Annotated in this window: 21 protein-coding genes; 12 read left to right on the plus strand and 9 right to left on the minus strand. The window is 63.2% G+C overall.

Annotation, left to right across the window (positions count from 1 at the left end; translation table 11 throughout):
• The first annotated feature begins 243 nt into the window (after nucleotides 1-243).
• From NKH63_RS10835 to NKH63_RS10845, 3 genes are read left to right on the plus strand one after another with little or no spacing between them, the layout of a single operon-like run.
• Nucleotides 244-882 (plus strand): hypothetical protein, encoded by a 639-nt coding sequence (locus NKH63_RS10835; protein WP_352482848.1) that lies wholly within the window; start codon nucleotides 244-246, stop codon nucleotides 880-882.
• A complete protein-coding gene (locus tag NKH63_RS10840; RefSeq protein ID WP_352482847.1) occupies nucleotides 879-1274 on the plus strand; it encodes a phage holin family protein in 396 nt (131 codons plus the stop codon). Before NKH63_RS10835 ends, NKH63_RS10840 begins: the two co-directional genes overlap by 4 nt.
• A complete protein-coding gene (locus tag NKH63_RS10845) occupies nucleotides 1271-2185 on the plus strand; it encodes a hypothetical protein (RefSeq protein ID WP_352816961.1) in 915 nt (304 codons plus the stop codon). The genes NKH63_RS10840 and NKH63_RS10845 overlap by 4 nt, the downstream gene beginning before the upstream one ends.
• 311 nt (nucleotides 2186-2496) lie before the next feature.
• On the opposite strand, the gene NKH63_RS10850 is transcribed toward NKH63_RS10845, so the two are convergent.
• The 3 genes from NKH63_RS10850 to NKH63_RS10860 all read right to left on the minus strand — a co-directional run bounded on the left by NKH63_RS10850 (nucleotide 2497) and on the right by NKH63_RS10860 (nucleotide 4740).
• On the minus strand, nucleotides 2497-3018 hold the full coding sequence (locus tag NKH63_RS10850; RefSeq protein ID WP_352482843.1) for a ferritin-like domain-containing protein: 522 nt from the start codon (nucleotides 3016-3018) through the stop codon (nucleotides 2497-2499).
• Nucleotides 3019-3099: 81 nt separating this feature from the next.
• Nucleotides 3100-3531 carry a zinc-binding metallopeptidase family protein gene (locus NKH63_RS10855; protein WP_352590399.1) on the minus strand — a complete coding sequence of 144 codons (432 nt, stop codon included), beginning with the start codon at nucleotides 3529-3531 and terminating at the stop codon, nucleotides 3100-3102.
• A gap of 33 nt (nucleotides 3532-3564) precedes the next feature.
• Nucleotides 3565-4740 (minus strand): M20/M25/M40 family metallo-hydrolase, encoded by a 1176-nt coding sequence (locus tag NKH63_RS10860; protein ID WP_352917851.1) that lies wholly within the window; start codon nucleotides 4738-4740, stop codon nucleotides 3565-3567.
• Between the two features lie 339 nt (nucleotides 4741-5079).
• On the opposite strand from NKH63_RS10860, the gene NKH63_RS10865 reads away from it, so the two are divergent.
• The 9 genes from NKH63_RS10865 to NKH63_RS10905 all read left to right on the plus strand — a co-directional run bounded on the left by NKH63_RS10865 (nucleotide 5080) and on the right by NKH63_RS10905 (nucleotide 12210).
• On the plus strand, nucleotides 5080-5178 hold the full coding sequence (locus NKH63_RS10865; protein WP_352482840.1) for a pyrroloquinoline quinone precursor peptide PqqA: 99 nt from the start codon (nucleotides 5080-5082) through the stop codon (nucleotides 5176-5178).
• Between the two features lie 87 nt (nucleotides 5179-5265).
• Entirely contained in the window at nucleotides 5266-6198 is a 933-nt protein-coding gene (gene pqqB, locus NKH63_RS10870) for a pyrroloquinoline quinone biosynthesis protein PqqB (protein ID WP_352917852.1), read from the plus strand.
• A gap of 14 nt (nucleotides 6199-6212) precedes the next feature.
• Nucleotides 6213-6953, plus strand: a complete 741-nt coding sequence (pqqC, locus tag NKH63_RS10875; protein WP_352493902.1) for a pyrroloquinoline-quinone synthase PqqC — start codon at nucleotides 6213-6215, stop codon at nucleotides 6951-6953.
• The gene (pqqD, locus tag NKH63_RS10880) at nucleotides 6950-7246 is read left to right on the plus strand and encodes a pyrroloquinoline quinone biosynthesis peptide chaperone PqqD (RefSeq protein ID WP_023716589.1); all 297 of its coding nucleotides are present in this window, start codon (nucleotides 6950-6952) and stop codon (nucleotides 7244-7246) included. The genes pqqC and pqqD overlap by 4 nt, the downstream gene beginning before the upstream one ends.
• On the plus strand, nucleotides 7216-8361 hold the full coding sequence (gene pqqE, locus NKH63_RS10885; protein WP_051409553.1) for a pyrroloquinoline quinone biosynthesis protein PqqE: 1146 nt from the start codon (nucleotides 7216-7218) through the stop codon (nucleotides 8359-8361). Before pqqD ends, pqqE begins: the two co-directional genes overlap by 31 nt.
• Before the next feature lie 192 nt (nucleotides 8362-8553).
• Entirely contained in the window at nucleotides 8554-9732 is a 1179-nt protein-coding gene (locus NKH63_RS10890; RefSeq protein WP_023716591.1) for a lanthanide ABC transporter ABC transporter substrate-binding protein PedA1, read from the plus strand.
• Nucleotides 9720-10688, plus strand: coding sequence for a PQQ-dependent catabolism-associated beta-propeller protein (locus tag NKH63_RS10895; RefSeq protein ID WP_023716592.1), 969 nt, complete (start codon nucleotides 9720-9722; stop codon nucleotides 10686-10688). The genes NKH63_RS10890 and NKH63_RS10895 overlap by 13 nt, the downstream gene beginning before the upstream one ends.
• Complete coding sequence (locus NKH63_RS10900; protein ID WP_023716593.1) at nucleotides 10685-11410, plus strand: lanthanide ABC transporter ATP-binding protein PedB/LutE; 726 nt, start codon at nucleotides 10685-10687, stop codon at nucleotides 11408-11410. Before NKH63_RS10895 ends, NKH63_RS10900 begins: the two co-directional genes overlap by 4 nt.
• The gene (locus NKH63_RS10905; protein ID WP_023716594.1) at nucleotides 11407-12210 is read left to right on the plus strand and encodes a lanthanide ABC transporter permease protein PedC; all 804 of its coding nucleotides are present in this window, start codon (nucleotides 11407-11409) and stop codon (nucleotides 12208-12210) included. Before NKH63_RS10900 ends, NKH63_RS10905 begins: the two co-directional genes overlap by 4 nt.
• Nucleotides 12211-12213: 3 nt before the next feature.
• On the opposite strand, the gene NKH63_RS10910 is transcribed toward NKH63_RS10905, so the two are convergent.
• Genes NKH63_RS10910 through coxB form a run of 6 tightly spaced genes read right to left on the minus strand, consistent with a single transcriptional unit; the run spans nucleotide 12214 to nucleotide 17375 of the window.
• Nucleotides 12214-12627, minus strand: a complete 414-nt coding sequence (locus NKH63_RS10910) for a c-type cytochrome (RefSeq protein ID WP_023716595.1) — start codon at nucleotides 12625-12627, stop codon at nucleotides 12214-12216.
• Nucleotides 12608-13486, minus strand: a complete 879-nt coding sequence (locus NKH63_RS10915) for a cytochrome c oxidase assembly protein (protein ID WP_352482832.1) — start codon at nucleotides 13484-13486, stop codon at nucleotides 12608-12610. Before NKH63_RS10915 ends, NKH63_RS10910 begins: the two co-directional genes overlap by 20 nt.
• Nucleotides 13483-13824: a hypothetical protein gene (locus NKH63_RS10920; protein WP_023716597.1), complete on the minus strand. Its 342-nt coding sequence runs from the start codon at nucleotides 13822-13824 to the stop codon at nucleotides 13483-13485. Before NKH63_RS10920 ends, NKH63_RS10915 begins: the two co-directional genes overlap by 4 nt.
• Before the next feature lies 1 nt (nucleotide 13825).
• Nucleotides 13826-14431 carry a cytochrome c oxidase subunit 3 gene (locus tag NKH63_RS10925; protein WP_352482830.1) on the minus strand — a complete coding sequence of 202 codons (606 nt, stop codon included), beginning with the start codon at nucleotides 14429-14431 and terminating at the stop codon, nucleotides 13826-13828.
• Nucleotides 14428-16404 (minus strand): cytochrome c oxidase subunit I, encoded by a 1977-nt coding sequence (gene ctaD, locus NKH63_RS10930; protein ID WP_352482829.1) that lies wholly within the window; start codon nucleotides 16402-16404, stop codon nucleotides 14428-14430. Before ctaD ends, NKH63_RS10925 begins: the two co-directional genes overlap by 4 nt.
• Nucleotides 16401-17375: a cytochrome c oxidase subunit II gene (gene coxB / locus NKH63_RS10935; protein ID WP_352482828.1), complete on the minus strand. Its 975-nt coding sequence runs from the start codon at nucleotides 17373-17375 to the stop codon at nucleotides 16401-16403. The genes ctaD and coxB overlap by 4 nt, the downstream gene beginning before the upstream one ends.
• Nucleotide 17376 lies beyond the last annotated feature (1 nt).

The raw sequence follows: 17376 nt of genomic DNA on the forward strand, positions 1-17376 counted from the left end.
GGACTCCGGTCTCGTATCATTTCCAACCGCGCTCACCGCCATCGGCACAGGACAAGATCCCGTCTTAAGGCTGGTTAGGCTTCGCTTACCAAAAAAGATGACGTCTGAGGGAACACGGGAAGCACAGGCAAGTTCGGTGCGCAGTGGAGGAGATTGCGCCATGAACAGTGTTATTTATCTCATCGGCCTCGTCGTTGTCGTGCTTGCGATCCTCTCCTTCCTCGGATTCCACTAGGAGATACCATGCAGGACCAGGACGATCAGGGCCGTCAGACGGCCGATTTCGAGGCAGCCAGAAGCGAGCTTTCGGACAGATTACAACGGGAAAAGCAGACCGCGACGGAAGCGCTCCACGACGCTCGGGACGAGGTCACTCGGAAAGCCGCCGATTACGCTTCGGAAGCAAAGCAAGCGTTGTCCAGTAAGGCAGACGCAACGCAGCGCGACGTAAGCGCCAATCTGAAGGCCTTCAGCGGCGCATTGCGGGCGGCAAGCGAGCATCTGGCCAATAATGATCAACGGACCGCTTCGAAGTTCGCCCTCGATGCCGCAGGCGGGCTTGAGCGGCTTTCATCGTCCCTGAAGGATAAACCGTTTGACGAGGTGCTTGGTGAAATCCAGTCCTTCGGCCGCGAAAACTCGGGGGCGCTGATCGCCGGTTCGGTATTGGCAGGCCTCGCGTTGGGGCGGTTCATCAAGAGTTCGCCACCTTCCGCCGAAACCGGGACACCGGGCCAGTCGGGAACAGGCCGGGCGTCAGAGACGGGTCCTAGCTCGAATGAGTTCGGATGGCGATCGGCAGAGCCAGTTAAGCCGGCCCCGCTAGGATCCGATGAGTCCGGCGATGACCGGGCCGACGCAAGCCTGGAGCGAAACCCATGACCGACAACCAGGACACTCGCAGCCTGACAACCCTTGTCAGTGATCTGGCACAGCAGGTCACAACGCTGCTTCAAACCGAAAGCAGGCTGTTGCGGGCTGAAATGTCGGAAAAGGTAAGCAAGGCCGGCGCCGGGGCGGTTGAGGTACTTGGAGGCGCCATTTGCCTGCTCGCCGCCCTGATGGTGCTCTTGCAGGCGCTGGTGATTGCTTTGGCGAGCGCCGGGCTGGGCGCGGGATGGTCTTCGCTGCTGGTGGGAATCGTGGTGGCGGTATTGGGTGTCATCCTCTTGCGCACGGGCACGGCAAGCATGGCTCCTTCCGAGCTGACGCCCGACCGCACGCAAGACCAACTCAAGCGCGACGCACGCGTGATCAAGGACCAGATAAGATGACCGATAAATCCGCAGCCGAACTCGAACGCGAAGCCGACATTGCCCGCGCCAAGATAACAGACACCGCAGACTCGATCCGTAGCAAGATGACACCGGGTCAACTGATCGACGAATTCACCGGTATGTTCAGCGGCGAGGGATCCGCCATGCTCAACAACCTCAAGGCTCAGGTCAGGGACAATCCACTGCCGCTTACCTTGGTGGGCGCCGGCCTGGCGTGGCTGATGCTCGGCAAGGGCACGGCCGTAGACAGTTCCGCACTTGGTGCGTATTCGACCGGCAGGGAACCTGATGGCGCCCGAAACTTCTCTGACGAGCGGGGCTTGGGCCGGCCTTGGCCGGAATCAAGCGGCGATGAGTACGGTGCCGAGAGCGAAGGTTCCGCCGGCTCCATGCTCTCCGATGCCGCTCGTTCGGTCGCTTCCGTGGCAGGCGGTGCGACTGAGGCTGTGGCGGATGTTGCGAGCGGCGCCAGAGAAAGATTAAGAAGCACGACCGGGCAGTTCGGCTCGGCCAGCAGCGATATGACGGGGCGGGTGCGTCAGTCAGCGCAGGACCTGTTCCAGCGCGAACCTCTGGCAATGGCCGCGTTGGGTCTCGCCGTCGGCACAGCCATTGGCGTGATGCTGCCTCACACCGCAGCGGAAGACGAGCAACTCGGCCCCTACCGCGACAAGCTTCGTGACAGTGCCGAGGAACTCTTTGAAGAAGGCGTGGAGCAAGCCAAGCAGGTCGCCGCGGAAGCCTATGAGACTATAAAGGCAGAGGCTGACCGACAGGGTTCCAGTGGCGACGCCGAGACGTTGGTCGACCGCGTCGAGAAAGTCGTGAAAAAAACGGCAAGCACAACCGAGGAAGCCATTCGCGATCGTTTGCCGGAGACGGACGAGTCTCCCAAATCGACGTCATAGCGCTGCCACCGGTCGTTCCTGGTGATTTCGACCGCGGGTCGCCTTGCGGTGGGAACATCGAAGTCGGCCAGGAGTCCGCAACCTTCCGCAGACAAATGGGATCGCGGCGTTCAAGCCATCAGAACCGGGGCGCTCCGATCCGTTCGGATTCTTAGCTCTGAATCCGTTCGGTTCTTCGGGCTCCAAGGAAGCGTGTCTGGCCGACGCGTGGCGCGCGGTCCTTAGCAGCACTTCCGATCCCAGAAAAAACAACCACCCCGTCAATTCGGCTGGGGTGGTTGTCAGGAATTCCTCTTCCCCAGCGGGGCGGCCTAACTCTTGGCGGTCTCTCCCGCCTCACGCAGCCTGGCGTATTGCAAGGTGACGGCGCGAAGGTTCTGCTTCAACCAGTCGGCCATTTTTTCTTCTTCGCTGAGATTTTGCTGAAGAGAGTTGGTTGCCTGACTAAACCCTCCGGCTTCGGCGAGTACGAGCAATGAGTTGTAGGCGGCGATCTCGTAATTTTCGAATGCAAAGTTGGCGAAGCTGTTCTTGAGGATTTCGTCGCCGGCTACGGAATGTCCCATCGCCGCCATGCTGCCGACCATCGACATGGCCGTGTCTTTCAATGTGGAATGGTCCTCGCCGAGGCCATCCAGAATGGATTCCAGCCGGGCGATCTGCCCTTCGGTCTCCGTGATATGCTGCTGCAGGCGATCGGCGACCTGCGGATAGTTCTCGATCCGCTTGACCTGAGGCTTCATGATCGAAAGTGCCTGGTTCTCCATGGCGTGGGCGTTGCGCAGCCCAACAATGAAGATCGAACGGGTTTCGGAGTTGACGTCAGTGTCCATAGGATTTCCTCGCGATTTGATTTGTAGAACCAAACCTCGGCTTCGCCGATTTGTTCCTGGCGAGATTTGATGGACTCGTACCTATCCTTGCTCTTTAAGCAGCGCTGCACAAACATCGCTCACGACCTGTGGCAGGACGTCGAAAGCATAGCCGATGTGAAGCCGCTCAGGCGGCGTGTGGTAGTCTCGTCCCCACGGACCGATATTGATGGTGGGAATGTTGGCTAGCCCACCTGACTTCGGCCAGCGAATGCCGTCCCGCCACATCGGCGTGTTGCGGGCGACGACCTTGAGACCGGACTCGGCCGCCTCGCCAAAGAAGCTCATATCCGAGATGCCGGCGAAATAATCCGCACAGCCGATTGCCGAGCCATAGCGGGCGCTTGCGTCGGCCGCGACGTCCGAAGCGATCGCCCGCAGCCGCGCCGCTGCCGGCCGGTCCGAAAGGTTCGTCGGCAAGTAAGGTATCGAGCCGAAGCCGGTGACGATTGCCGGTCCCGGCAAGCGGCTCAATCGCCATGCCTAGTCGGTGACCAGCCGGCATTGCTACGGCAGTGGAAGATCGCCGGCGGCAAGCGAAGCCCCAACGGCGCCAAGCCTCGATCTTGCCTCCGCGTCGAGACGGTCCAGCACTGCCTCGTAACGATGCAGGGGGATTGTTTCGAGGAGATCGATCGCGGCGCTGCCGTGCTGGAAGTGCCGCCGCCGCTTCAACTCCGCCAGGCAGGCCGAAGCAGCATCGGCGCAAAGCCGGTCGAAGCGTTCGAGCACCTCATCCGGCGTCCGGCGATAGCTCAGCACGTTGAAGGTGGCGAACGCCGCAGCCGGCGTGGTCACGTCATAGCCGGACTTGCCGTCGCGAATGCTGAGCAGACTCGGCGGTGTACCCGGAAGCGACCGGGAGTCGTCGGTCAGCTCCGATGCCCATTCCACCCGGGCGGCTATGGCCGCGGCAATGGTCGCCGCATTCGGGCCACTCAACGGAAAGCCGCTATGCGCGGGAACGCCGACGACATGGGCCGTCGGAAGCAGCTTGCCGACCGTTCCAAGCGCGATGACGCGACCCTTGCTGCCGTCCCCGTCGTCGGCGATCGCATCGAGATTGATCGCCGCGAAGATGTCCAACTCGTGCTCGCCGGCTATCTCGGTGAGAACCTGTGCCGCTTTGCGCGCACCGGCAGAATTGTTCTCTTCGTCGGGAACCGCGATAAACAGAAAGTTTCCCGCCGCGTTGGTGCTTTCGGCGAATGCGGCGCAAACCGCCAGCCCGGCGGTCAAACCGGCCTTCATGTCGAGCAGCCCGCGGCCGGCGAGAAACTCCTCCGAGGCGAAGTCGTCCCGCGCCCGCCTCACGGCAGGCGCCTCGGCCATGGCCAAAGTTTTTCTTAGCGCTTGGGTGAGTTGTTGCGGCTGGGTGGCCAGATCCTCCAGATCGCCATAGTCGCGCGTCGTGACGGTGTCGTAGTGACCGGTCAGCACGATGGTGGCGCGGCCAGTACCGCGGACCAGCATCGCCACGCAATGGCGGCCATCTTCCGGCTCGACCTCTATGGTCCAGGTTTCCGCGTGGCGAAACGCGGCTTCGCGGCGTAACTCGTCTGCCAGCCACGGGCCGAACGAGGCTTCGCCGCCGGTCCCGGTGACGCTCTTCTCCTCGGTCAATGCAATGGCCCAGCGCATGGCGCGCCCGGACAGGCTGCTTTTCGCCTCACCGTTCATCATTGTGCCCGATACAAGATGCAGGAGAACGAGCTTAGCGCCAGCAGGGCGATTTCCTCAAGAGTTGCGTTGCGCCGGCTTACATCCTCCTGGCTTCGTCAGAAGCCGGTTGTTTCACCGGGGCTTGCTTCTGGTCACAGGTGGCCGGCCGATGCTGTAAGCTTCGCGCGAACATCCGCCACCCCGGTTCCGCTTTCGGTTGATCTGTCTTTTCTTTGACGCGAGCGTCCGACGCCCAATCCGAAAGAGCATCCCTCGCATACCCTGTCGGGAACAAAGCTTGGGCTGCGTGCTTATGGGATTGGCTGCGGTATTTCCAAGGCAGCCAGATCGGAGAAAGACATGAAGAAGAAGACTTGGAAGAAGCCCGTCATGTGCGAAGTCGCGGCGGGAATGGAGATATCGCGCTATTTGCCTGCCGAAATCACCACAAAGAAATGACATTACGCAACCGGCGGGTACGGCATCGGCTGTGCTCGACCGGTTCGCGACATTGCTGGAATAGAGAAACGCGGAGTTTGTCACGGCGTGTGGATTAGGATCATCGGCTCCGCCGCGGGTGGCGGTTTTCCTCAGTGGAACGCCAACGACCGGCTGAAGAGGGCCGCGCGGGCGGGTAATCCTGGGGTCCGCCCGCGTCTTCAGACGAGTGTTGCGGCATCTCCAGACGGGCGACGCTGGGTGCTTTTCAATGCCTCTCCCGATATCCGCCAGCAGATTGCTGAAAACCCTGAACTCCAACCGCATCCGGAGATGTCGGCACGCGCCACACCGCTGGCAGCCGTCGTCCTGACCGGCGCCGAGATCGACCAGATTTCGGGGCTCCTCAGCTTGCGTGAGCGGCAACCCTTCGCTCTTTATGCAACGGAGCAGGTTCTGGCGGTTATCGCCTCCAATTCGATCTTCGATGTCCTCGATGCTCAGATTGTTTCGCGCCGCTGCCTTCCTCCTGAAGGCTTCATCGATCTTTGCGATGCCGAGGGCGCGGAAATCGGCATCCGCATCGAGGTGTTTTCCGTTCCTGGCAAGGTGGCGCTCTTTCTTGAAGATGGCGGCCGACAGGATCCGGAGCTCCGTTCCGCCGATGGCGGCACGATCGGGGTTCGTCTGATGGAGGGGAGCCGCTCGCTGCTCTTCATTCCCGCTTGTACAGCCGTCGATGAATCGCTGCGGCAACGGATTGCCGGCGCCGACATGGTTCTCCTCGACGGCACAGTGTTCACGGACGACGAGCTGATCACGGCCGGCGTGGGCGTGAAGACCGGCGCGCGCATGGGACACATCGCCATGTCCGGACCGAACGGTGCGATCGCATGTCTGAACCACCTGCCGGTCGACCGCCGGATTTTCATCCATATCAACAACACAAATCCGGTTCTGGACGAGGAATCGCCCGAACACGCGGCGGTGCGCGCAGCTGGATGGGAGATTGCGCAAGACCGGATGGAGCTCATGCTGTGAACGATTTTTCCGACGTGGTCGGCCGCGGCCTCAATGAACAAGATTTGCGCACAGTCCTTCTGCAGGTCGGCCGCGAGCGTTATCACAACCGACACCCCTACCATCGCAGAATGGTGGAGGGAGCGATGTCGAAGACCGAGCTGCAGGCCTGGGCGCTCAACCGCTACTGCTATCAGGCGGCCATCCCGCGCAAGGACGCCACCATCCTGTCCTACGCCGAGGATCCGGCATTCAGGGCCGCATGGCGCAAGCGCATCGAGGACCATGACGGCGAGGACGGCCGGAGTGGCGGAATTGCGCGCTGGCTGCATCTCGCGACGTCGCTCGGCCTTGAGTCGGAAGAGGTGAAAAGCCAAAGGCTGGCGCTGCCGGCAACACGCTTCGCGGTGCAGGCGTATGTCAATTTCTGCGCGTCCCATACGCTGCTCGAAGCAGTTGCTTCCTCCCTCACCGAACTCTTCTCGCCCGATATTATCGCAGAACGCGTGCCAGCGATGCTGGCGCGATACGACTTCGTCAGGGCCGACACGCTCGCCTATTTCGATCGGCGGCCCGATCAGGCCGCACGCGATTCCGATTTCGCGCTGGGCTACGTGCTTCGCTACGCCGATACGCCGGAACGTCAGCAGAAGGTTGTCGACGCCTTGGTCTTCAAGTGCGATGTGCTCTGGGCGATGCTCGACGCGCTCGACTACGCATATGGGCGTGACGGCGTCATACCCCCTGGCTGCTTCCGGCCGGAGACCAACGGATGACAGCGGACCGCCGGAGAGGGATTGTATCGGCGCAATCTCGCCCGCGCCTCGCGCCCTATGTACGCCTGCGTTTCGATCCCGTCCGGAATGCCTGGGCGGTGCTGGCACCCGAGCGCGTTCTGTGGCCCGATGCAATCGGACTGGACATCCTCCGGCGCTGTGACGGCAAGACGTCAATCAGTGCCATCGTGAGGGAGCTTGCTTGCGAATATGACGGTCAGGGCCAGGAAATCGACGCCGACGTCGGCGCCTTCCTGCAGGAATGGGCAGACCGGCTGTTGGTGCGGCTGTGACGCAGGCGCCGTTCCCTCCGATCGCGATGCTGGCTGAGCTGACGCATCGCTGCCCTCTGCAGTGCCCCTACTGCTCCAATCCCATTGATTTGCTGAAAGCCGACCGTGAAATGGAGACGGAACGCTGGCTCGACGTGTTCGAGCAAGTGGCGGCTATGGGCGTTCTTCAAGTGCATCTTTCGGGCGGCGAGCCGACGCTGCGCCGGGACCTCGAACAGTTCGTGTCAACGCTGTCGCAAACCGGTGTCTACACCAACCTCATCACGGCCGGCGTCGGCCTTGCCGGCATCCGTCTGGAAGCACTTGCCAGCGCGGGGCTAGACCATGTTCAGGTGAGCTTCCAGGGTGCCAATGCCGAAACCACCGCGCGGATCGGACGCCATTCCGGCGCCCACGCGCAAAAGCTCGCTGCCGCCAGACATGCGCGGGCCCTCGGACTGGCGCTGACGATCAATGCGCCGATCCATCGGCACAACATCGCGGAAATTCCCGATTACATCGACCTGGCGCTCTCGCTCGGCGCCGAGCGGCTGGAGATTGCCAACGTGCAATATGCCGGCTGGGCGTTGCTCAATCGTCGCTATCTGCTGCCCGACGGCGCCTCGATAGAGCATCAGGTCGCGACCGTGGAGGCCGCACGGGCACGTCTTGTCGGCGTGCTGGAGATCGATTTCGTGGTGGCGGATCATTTTGCGACCTATCCCAAGCCCTGCATGGGCGGCTGGGGGCGCGATGCTTTCGTCATCGCACCGGACGGCTTGGTGCTGCCCTGTCATGCTGCGATGACCATTCCATCGCTGCGATTCGAGCGCTTCGGCTCTCGGCCGCTGGCCGACATTTGGCGGGACTCGCCGGCATTCAACGCCTTCCGTGGGACGGACTGGATGCTGGAACCCTGCCGCAGCTGCGAGCGCCGTGATGTCGACTGGGGCGGCTGCCGTTGCCAGGCGCTGGCGCTGGCCGGCGATGCTGCGGCGGCCGATCCCGTATGCGTCAGGTCGCCCCTCCATGCCCGGATGGCGATGCTGCTCGAGGAGACGCTTCCGCCGTCCGATGCGAGGACCGGCGGAGACCTCATCCCGCCCTTTGCCTTTCGCCGTATCGGCCGCACATGATCTCGATCAAGAGTCCGGGGCTACCCTCGTTCTCACTCGGCGGCTGGAAGGAACAGTCAAGGTGAGGCCGATCCAGATCTGACCAGCCGTCACCACAAGGCCGTGAATATCCAGAGTGGAACCTTTTCAATGGCGGGGAATTAATCCAACTCCGCCTCGGTCAGTCACTGCGGGAGAGGGAGCTGCAGCGGAATGAGGCTGGCGCTTGCTGTTCTTGCCCTGTTGCTTTTCGTCGCTGCTCCCGGTCTTGCCGAGCCTCAGACGGTGGTAATCGGCTATCTCGGCCAGTCGCGCAAGCCGCCCTTACAGTTGGGTCCGCTGGACCAGTTCGCGACAGATGACGGGCTGCAAGGCGCACGTCTTGGCATCGCCGACGACAATACGACCGGGCGCTTTCTCGGCCAGCATTTCCGGCTGGAGGAGCGAGTGCTGAAGCCCGCCGAGACGGCATCGGACGCGATAGGCCAGTTCGCTGGCGCCGGCCTTGCGTTTGTCGTCGCCGATCTTGACGCTGTGCCGCTCACGCAGGCGCTTGCGGCGCCTGGCGCCGAGAAGATGCTGCTGTTCAACAGCCGCGCTACCGACGATGCGCTGCGCCAGCAGGACTGCAGGAAGAACCTGCTACACACCATTCCAAGCCGCGCCATGCTCGCCGACGGCCTGGCGCAGTACCTGGTGTGGAAGCGCTGGCAGCGCTGGTTCCTGCTTGTCGGCACGCATTCTGCCGACCAGGCGATGGCCGCCGCTTTTCGCCGCGCGGCGCAACGTTTCGGGGCCGAAATCACCGTCGACCAGCCATGGACGTTCCGTCCGGCGAACGGACGCGCTGATACCGGCCATGTCACGCTGCAGTCAGAAATACCGGCCGCCACGCAGGTCGCCGATTACGATGTATTGGTCGTCGCCGACGAGGCTGACGAATTCGGCGCCTATCTCGATGACCGCACGGCACTGCCGCGACCGGTCGCCGGCACGCAAGGGCTGGTTGCGGCCGGTTGGAGCGCCGTCACCGAGGAATGGGGAGCGACGCAGTTGCAGGACCGCTTCCGGAAGCAGGCGGGGCGATGGATGACGCCGAGCGACTATGCCGCCTGGCTCGCCGTGCGCAGCGTCGGCGAGGCCGCGACGCGGCTGCGCAGCGTCGATCCGTCAGCCATCGCCGGCTACATGCGCGGCGACGATTTTCTTCTCCCCGGTTTCAAAGGCCAAGGGCTCAGTTTTCGTCCATGGGACGGGCAACTGCGGCAGCCGATCCTGATTGCTGGGCCTCGCCTGCTGGTCTCCGCCTCGCCGCAGCCCGGCTTCCTGCATCAGCGGACGCCGCTCGACACGCTTGGCATCGATCTCGAGGAGAGCGCATGCCGCTTTTGACCGCAATCCTCCTGGTGGTGTCCGTGCTTATCTCGGTCGGTCCTGTTGCTGCCGAAACCGTCTACGTGTCGAACGAACAGGACAATGCGGTTGCCGTCGTCGACGGGGCAAGTATGAGCCTCTCGGCAACGATCGACGTCGGACGGCGGCCGCGCGGACTGGCGCTTTCCATTGACAAGAAGACCCTCTTTGTCGCTGTCGGCGACGACAATCGCATCGATGTCGTCGACCTTGCCAAGAGACGAGTGGTCGGCCAACTGCCTTCGGGAGCCGATCCGGAATTCTTCGTCGTGCATCCCGACGGCAAGCGGCTGTTTGTGGCCAATGAGAACGACAATCTGGTCTCGGTAGTGGAAATCGCCTCGGCCAAGGTCATCGGCAACGTCGATGTCGGTGTCGAGCCCGAGGGAATGGCGGTCAGCGCGGACGGCCGTTACGTCGCCTGCACCTCGGAGACGACGAGCATGCTGCATCTCATCGACGCCGGCACGCTCGATCTCGTGGATAATTTGCTGGTCGACACGCGACCGCGCGCCGCGGCGTTCTCCCCGGACGCAAAGCGGCTTTGGGTCTCTTCCGAGATCCGCGGCACGGTGACGGTCTTCGACACCTTAACACGGGCTGAAACCGGCAAGGTCCAGTTTGAGGTGCCGGGTATTCGCCGCGAAGGCGTCCAGGCCGTCGGCATCGAGATGTCGCGTGACGGCGGCACTGCGTATGTCGCGCTGGGTCCCGCAAACCGGATCGCCGAGATTGACACGGCCACGCTGGCGGTGCGCCGCCTTTATCTTGTCGGCCAGCGGCCATGGCACGTCGCGCTGGCAGACGATCAGAGACGCCTATTCAGCGCCAACGGCAATTCCGGCGATATCTCGGTCATCGACCTTGAGAATGAAGAGGTGGTCAAATCGCTGCCGGTCGGGCGCGGTCCGTGGGGCGTCGTGGTTGGGCCATGAAAGCGCTGTCGCTCGACAATCTGGGGCACAGTTTCAAGGACCGGCGGGTGCTCGACGCTATCTCCTTCTCGGTCGAGCAGGGCAGGATGTGCATCCTGCTTGGTCGCAACGGCGCCGGCAAGACCACCTTGTTCTCGCTGATTACCGGTCTCTATCACGCTCGTTCTGGCTCGGTGCAAGTGTTCGGACACGCCATGCGCACCGACCCTGCGACCGCGCTCGCCCAGATGGGCGTCGTCTTCCAGCAGCAGACGCTCGATCTCGATCTCACGGCGGGCGAGAACCTACGCTATCACGCCGCCCTGCATGGTCTTGCCGCCGACGTTACCAAGGTCCGAACACGCGAGGAACTCGGCCGCCTCGAAGTCCTCGACAGGCTCGGCGATCCCATCCGCTCATTGTCGGGCGGCCAGCGGCGGCGTGTCGAGATCGCCCGTGCGCTCATGCACCAGCCGCGCCTTCTCCTGCTCGACGAGCCGACCACCGGACTGGACGTGCCCGGGCGCCGGGCACTGGCGCAGCATGTTCGCGGCTTATGCCGCGAACGCGGCATTGCGGTATTGTGGGCGACGCATTTCCTTGAGGAGGTGACTGCCGAAGATGATGTTGTCGTGCTTCACGGCGGCCGGGTGCGATGGGCAGGCCGCGCCGATCGCATTACCGCCGAACTCGGCGTCGGCAGCATGGCAGACGCGTTCGCTCGCTTGACGGAGTCGGCATGATAACCCGTCATGCGCTGCGGGCGCTCATCGGCATCTTGCAGCGAGAACTGCTTCGCACGCTGCGCCAGCGCGGCCGCCTGATCTCGGCGATTGCCCGGCCATTGGTATGGCTGGCCATCTTCGCCGCCGGCTTCCGCTCCGTGCTCGGCCTGTCGATCACGCCGCCTTACCAGACTTATGTGCTGTATGAAGTCTATGTGGTGCCCGGGCTGGCCGCGATGATGCTGCTGTTCCACGCCATGGCCAGTTCGCTGGCAATGGTCTATGACCGCGAAATGGGCAGCATGCGTCTGTTGCTGACCGCGCCGCTGCCGCGCTGGTATCTGCTCGGCGCTCGCCTGCTCGCCAGTGTGGTCGTCGGCCTGCCGCTCGTGTACCTGTTCTTGCTGATCGCGCGCTACTGGGACGTGCGGCCACCGATGCTCGGCTATCTCGCGGTTCTGCCGGCGCTGGTGCTGTCCGGGCTGATGCTTGGCGCCTTCGGCCTGCTCGTCTCGTCAGTATCGGCCCAGATGGAGAATTTCGCCGGGGTGATGAACTTCGTCATCTTTCCGATGTTCTTCGCCTCGACCGCGCTCTATCCACTGTGGCGACTTGCCGAGGCTGGTCCGGTGCTTGCGACGGTCGCAGCGCTGAATCCGTTCAGCCATGCAGTCGAGCTGATCCGCTTCGCGCTCTATCTGCGCTTCGAGCCGGTCTCATGCCAAGTAGTTCTGGCCTGCCTCGTCGTGTTCTTCCTCGCCGCGGCGGCCGCTTATGATCCCGGTCGTGGTCTGTGGTCGCGACGCGGCGAGCAATGACTTTCATTTGAGCGAATAGAGGTAGGCAGCCACGTCCCGCGCCTCCTGCTCGGAAATTCTGGTCGAAGGCATTGCCGTATGCGGGCTGATCTCCCTTGCCGCACGGATCCAGCGGATCAAGTTTTCCGGCTTGTTGTACAAGACGCCGCCGACGTAAACCCGGTTGGCCAAGCTGGCGTCGAGGCGCGGGCCGACCAGCCCTTGCGCTCCGGGAACGCCGGTGATGGTGTGGCAACCGGCGCAGCCATTGGCCATCATGATCGGTATGGCGCGGGCGCCGACACCGCCGGTCGCATTGTCGGCCTTCTGCTCGACCCGACGGCTTTGCTCGAAGTACAACGCAATCCCGGCCAGGGCTGCAACGAGCACGACAATTACCGCAGCGCCGATTATGGCTTTAGACAGCGTGAAGCGCATGCGGCGCCTCCTTTCGGCTGCTCGAGCGGATCCACAGGCCAGCCAGCAGCAACGCCGCGCCGCCATAGATCAGGCCGGCCGGAACCCACATCACCAAACCGGCGAGTTGCTGGTCCTCGAGCGGACTAAGGCTCCACAATTCTGCGCCGGCGGCGTTTTCCGGGTACCACAGCCTTGGCGAGACCAGCAGCAGCACTCCGAGCAGGCCGGTGTGCAGCGAGGTGAAGAAAAGGTGCATGACCGCGCTGCCATAGGCTTGTTCGCGGCCGGGGCGCGGCAGCAGCACCCACCAGAACAGCAGGCCGCTACCGAGGAAGCTGGCATGTTGCGCATAGTGCAGGGCACCCTGTCCAAGCGCTGCCTCGAACAGGGCCGGAACGTGCCACGCCCATATCGCGACGCCGTGCAGGACGGTGGCGGCTGCAGGGCGGCTGATGGCGACCCAAACCGCTCGCAGCATCTTGGCGTGCCCGGCTGTGCCCAGCGCCTGCCGCAGCTTGATCGGCAATGCCCACATCATCGCCGCGGCCGGACAGGAGGCGACCAGCAAGGGCGCCGCCACCGCCATCAGCAGCTCATGTTCGATCATATGGGCGGTGAAAACGCGCTCACCCAATGCATGGAGCGGATTGACCAGCGCTGCTGCCAGAATGACCCAGCCGGCCGCGAACAGCAGGGCTTGCCACAGCCGCAACGGGCGGCTGCGAGCACTCCGCCGCCACAACCGAGCGGCTCCAGCGGTGTAAAGCAGTGCGATCGCTGCCAACGGCAGCGTAATTGGCAGCGCCAGCGTCCAACCGGCCTGAGGGGCGCCGGCACCGTAGCAGATCGAGGTCGAGAAGAGCGCCTCGAAGCTCATCGTATGCAGCCGTCAAGAATGAGCGAGGCAGCGCCCTGCATGACGATTACCAGCGTAAACAGCACCGCGCTTAGAATGCTGACATTGGCGACGAAATCTTCGGTGCCGCGCGTACGCTCCGGTTTGAAGGCGGCGCCGCCTTGCTGTCGCGCCCGCCACGAAAGCGCGCCGCCGAGCAAGGCCAGCACCGCCAACACCAACGCAATGACGGGGATGATCGCAATCCTGTGAGCGCACTGCCACTCGACAACCGCGTAGTTCAGTTGCGTCGATACCGCCCAGGCCAATGGCCCCGACAACAGCCCACCCCAGGAAGTTCCGTACCGAACCGCACGCATCTCAACCCAGCCTCGGCGTCCAGTAAATAAACAGATAGATCGGGATCCAGGTCGCGACCACGAAATCCCAGTAGAAGACGTTGTCGCCCACATCCCCGAAACGCCGGCCGCTATAGCCATGGCGCGTGAACATCAGAACCGTCAGCACCAGCGTGTCGCCGACATCGGTGATCAGATGTGTGGTGTGGAGGCCGAGCAGCACCCACAGCATCGAGCCATACGCATTGGTATCCCAATAAATGTTGAGGGCCGGAAATTCGAACCAGCGCACGACAAGCGGTGCGATGCCGAGCAGCGACATCACCAGCAGGCCGATGCGCACCGGCACCATGGCACAGGCTTCGGCGTAGCGGTTCAGTATGTGGTTGGGCACCACGCTGGCGAGCAGCAACAGCATGACGATGGTGCCCGGCCAATGGTTGGGCGGCGGCACGCCGAGCGGCCATTCGGGGGACAGGTAGGCAAGGTAGAGATAGGCGCCTGCGGCGAGCGCGAAACCAGTGCCCTCAAGCGCCATGAAGGCGAGGGTGCCCCACCAGGTCGGGCTGCGCGGTCCGAGCCCGAAGGTCGGGAGTTCGGAAAGATCCGCGGCCGGGCGCTGTTTCATTCCTCGTCCTCCGGATCGCCTTTCGGCCAGAACCAGCCGATCAAGGTGATGGCGATCGGCCCGGCTCCCCAGACCACCGCCCACGGGCTGAAGATCGAATAGAGAAAGGTGGCGCCCACGGCGAGGGCGGCGAATAACGGCCAGATCGATGGCGTCGCCGACTTCTCGCGCACATCGGGATGCGCCTCTGCCACGGTCGAAATAACAAGTTCGCGCACGTCGACACGAAGCCCAGTCGCCACCGGCAGCGTATCGCGTTCGGCCCACAGCGGCTCGGCATGTGTAACCACCGGAATATGGGCGAAATTGTAGTTAGGCGGCGGAGACATTGTCGCCCATTCCAGAGTGCCCGCATTCCAGGGATTGTCCCCGGCCGGCGCGCCCCTCAAGGCGCTGTGAACCAGGTTTATGGTAAACAGCACGAAGCTCAGGAACAGGACGACCGCGCCGGCTGTGATGCACAGGTTGATGTTGCCCCAGCCGAGCTCCGCCGGATAGGTGTAGACCCGGCGCGGCATGCCCCACAGCCCGACAATGTGCATCGGAAAGAACGCCGCATTGAAGCCTATGAAGGCAAGCCAGAAGTGCCAGCGTCCGAGACGCTCGTTCATCATCCGGCCGGTGATCTTGGGGAACCAGAAATAGGTCGCGCCGAGCAGCGGGAACACCGACCCGCCGATCAGCACGTAATGGAAATGCGCGACCACGAAATAGGTGTCGTGCACTTGCAGGTCCAATGGGACCGAGGCCAGCATCACGCCGGTCAGGCCGCCTGCGACGAAGGTGAAGAAGAAGCCGAACACGAACAGCAGCGGCGTCCTGACTATCGGCTTTCCGTCCCACAATGTCGCCAGCCAGCAGAAGATCTGCAGCCCATTCGGGATGGCGATCAGCATGCTCGACGCGGTGAAGAAGCTCGCGCCGAGCTTCGGCAAGCCGGTTGCGAACATGTGGTGGACCCACAGGCCGAACGACAGAAAGCCGACCGAAATCAGCGACAGAACCATGCCCAGATAGCCGAATACCGGACGCCGGGCGAAAGCGGCGATGATCGAGGACACCATGCCGGTGGCCGGCAGGAAAATGATGTAGACTTCGGGGTGGCCGAAGAACCAGAACAGGTGCTGGAAGAGCAGTACGTCGCCACCCTCGGCGGGATTGAAGATATGGGTGCCGACCAGCCGGTCGAGGATCAGGAACGTCGACGTGATCATGACCGCCGGCATGGCGAACACGATCACGAAGGAGGTGACCAGCAGCGCCCAGACGTAGAGCGGAATCTTGTCCAGCGACATGCCCGGCGCGCGTTGCTTCAGCACGGTGACGATGGTGGCAACCGCGACCGCCAACGACGACACTTCGGTATAGGTGATCATCTGCGCCCACACGTCGGAACGCTTGCCTGGCCCGAATTCAGGGCCGGACAGCGGCACATAGGAGAACCAGCCGACGTCGGGCGCCATGTCGAGTGCAAACGACACCCAGGCGAAGAGGCCACCGGAGAGATAAATCCAGAAGCTGAATGCATTGAGGCGCGGAAAGGCGATGTTGCGGGTGCCGACCATCAGCGGCACGAGGTAGATGCCAGTCGCCTGAACGATCGGCACTGCAAACAAGAACATCATGGTTACGCCATGCATGGTGAACAGCTGGTTGTAGCGGTCGGGCCCGATCAGCCCGCGCTCCGGCCCCGACAGTTGGATGCGCATGGCAACGGCGCTGAGGCCACCGAGGCACAGGAAGAAGAAGGCGGTGATCAGGTAGCGCCGCGCGACAATTTTGTGGTCGACGCTCGAGAGCGCACCGATGATGCCCGGTGCCGTCTGCCATGTCCGCGCCAGCCAGCGGTCAAGGCTGGCGTCGTCGAGGCCGGTATCGCGAGGACCGTCGTGCTCGGGAGCTAGGTCACCCTTTTGTGCTGCGGCGCGTTGCTGGGCGAGGTCACGCTCATGGGCTAGGTCGGCGCTGCTCATTTCAGGCCTTCGAGATAGGCTACGATCGCATTCAGCTCGTCCCCGTTTAGTCCCACCACGGGCATGTGGGCACCTGGCTTGATCCCTTGCGGATCGGCTATCCAGGCTGCGAGATTGCCGCGGCTCATCGCCAGCGTTCCGGCAGCGAGCGTCTGCCGGCTTGCGATATGTGTAAGGTCGGGAGCGACCGTACCGCCGGCGATGGTGCCGCCGATCTTGTGGCACATCACGCAAGGCCGTTTGAGGAATAGGTCATGGCCGGCTTTTGCCTCGCCAGAGGCAGGAGCGACCGCCGGCCGCAGCTGATCGTTCAGCCACGCGTCGAAGACGGGCCGGGGTTCGGCGACGATGAAGGTGCTCATATTGGCATGCTGCGCGCCGCAGAACTCGGCGCACTGGCCGCGATAGACGCCGGGCTTGTCCGCCTTCAGATCGAGAACGTTCTCGTGGCCTGGAATGAGGTCCAGCTTGCCCGAGAGGTTCGGCACCCAGAAGGAATGGATGACGTCGGTCGAGGTCACGACAAGCCGCACCGGCTCCCCCGCCGGGATGTGGATTTCATTGGCGGTCGTCAGGATGCGGTTCGGCTGATCGTTTTCGTAGCGCACCTCCCACCACCATTGATGCCCGGTCACCCGGATCGTCAGCGCCGCATCCGAGCCGATGGCGGCGAGCGTCCGGTTAGCGAAGTAGCTCAGCAGCGTCAGGCCGACCAGGATCAGGGCGGTAGCGGCGAGTGCGGCGACGACAATTCGCATCTTGCTGCGCTCGGCGGCAGCGTCGAGGACAAGCGGATCGCCGAGCGGCGCCGGGCGCCGGGCCAATGGCGTAATCAGCACGGCCATCACCAGAAGCCAGACCGCCGTGCACAGCGCGGTGAAGAACCAGATCAGCCATGCAAGCTCGCCCGCGGCCGGGCCTTTCGGGTCGAGCGCGGATTGCCAGCCGCTGCATCCTGCAAGGAGCAGCATG

Origin of the sequence: Mesorhizobium sp. M0960 (assembly GCF_040319055.1) — a bacterium.
In the GTDB taxonomy this organism is placed as follows: Bacteria; Pseudomonadota; Alphaproteobacteria; order Rhizobiales; family Rhizobiaceae; genus Mesorhizobium.